Below are 1,025 nucleotides of genomic sequence, written 5' to 3'. Positions count from 1 at the left end.
AAGGAAGGAATTAAAAGGGTGGTGAACAACCTATAATCTCTGCGTTCTTTGCGGTTGATTTCTTTGCGTTCTTTGCGGTTAAAAAAGGATAAACCACTTAATCTTAAAAAAACTTGAATATCGAGTATAAGGAATCCACCCTCTAATCCCCCGCCAGCGGGGGACATTCGCTTCTAACCTCTGTCCTCTGCTATTTATATTTATCCGTGCTAATCCGTGTCAATCAGTGGCTGAACAGTTACAATAAATTTATTGACAATCTCTGTCGGATATTATATAATATTATTATCCGATATATCTGATAATAAGAGGTCTAATTGAATGAATAGCGAGCAAATAATAGAGACTTTACTCTTATGGAATTTTTGGGAGAAGGATATAGATATAGGTGTGCTTAGGGAAGAGTATCTAACACGGATAAAAAGATATTTATCTACGGATGAAATTGTAGTTGTAACAGGGGTGAGACGGTCGGGTAAAAGCACTCTTTTGCTTCAGGTAATCTTCGAGTTAATTAAAAATAATCTTCCCAGCATCAATACCCTTTATGTTAATTTTGAGGACCCGAGGTTTTATAATTTTTTGAATATAGATTTATTAGATAGAATTTGGCAGGCATATAATGATTATTTGAAGCCCAAAGGTAAAGTGTATTTATTTTTAGATGAAGTTCAAAAGATAATAGGCTGGGAAAATTGGGTAAGGGCTAAATATGATAGAAAAGAAGCGGTAAAGATATTTGTTACCGGGTCCAATGCAGAGCTTTTATCCTCAGAATTTGCCAGCCTATTAACTGGCAGGCACTTAGAGTTATTCATTACTCCTTTAAGTTTTCGGGAATTCCTCATCTTTAAGGGTATGGGAATAAAGACTGACAAATTATGGTGGATTCAGAATAAAAATCGGTTAAATAATTTTACCTTAGAATATTTGCAATTAGGTGGCTTCCCTAAAATTGTTCTTACCAGAGATGAATTACTGCGCAAGGAATTGTTAACCCAATATTTCAATGATATCTTAAGCAG

The 1,025-nt window shown here is 34.8% G+C and carries 1 protein-coding gene; it reads left to right on the top strand.

Features of this window, described 5'->3' with window-relative positions:
- Positions 1-321: 321 nt before the first annotated feature.
- Positions 322-1,025: AAA family ATPase (locus AB1414_21510; GenBank protein MEW6609989.1), on the top strand; the 704-nt coding region annotated here is incomplete at its 3' end.

It is taken from the genome of bacterium (genome assembly GCA_040755795.1).
Lineage (GTDB): Bacteria > UBA9089 > CG2-30-40-21 > CG2-30-40-21 > SBAY01 > JBFLXS01.
This window is presented reverse-complemented; position numbering and strand designations above follow the sequence as displayed.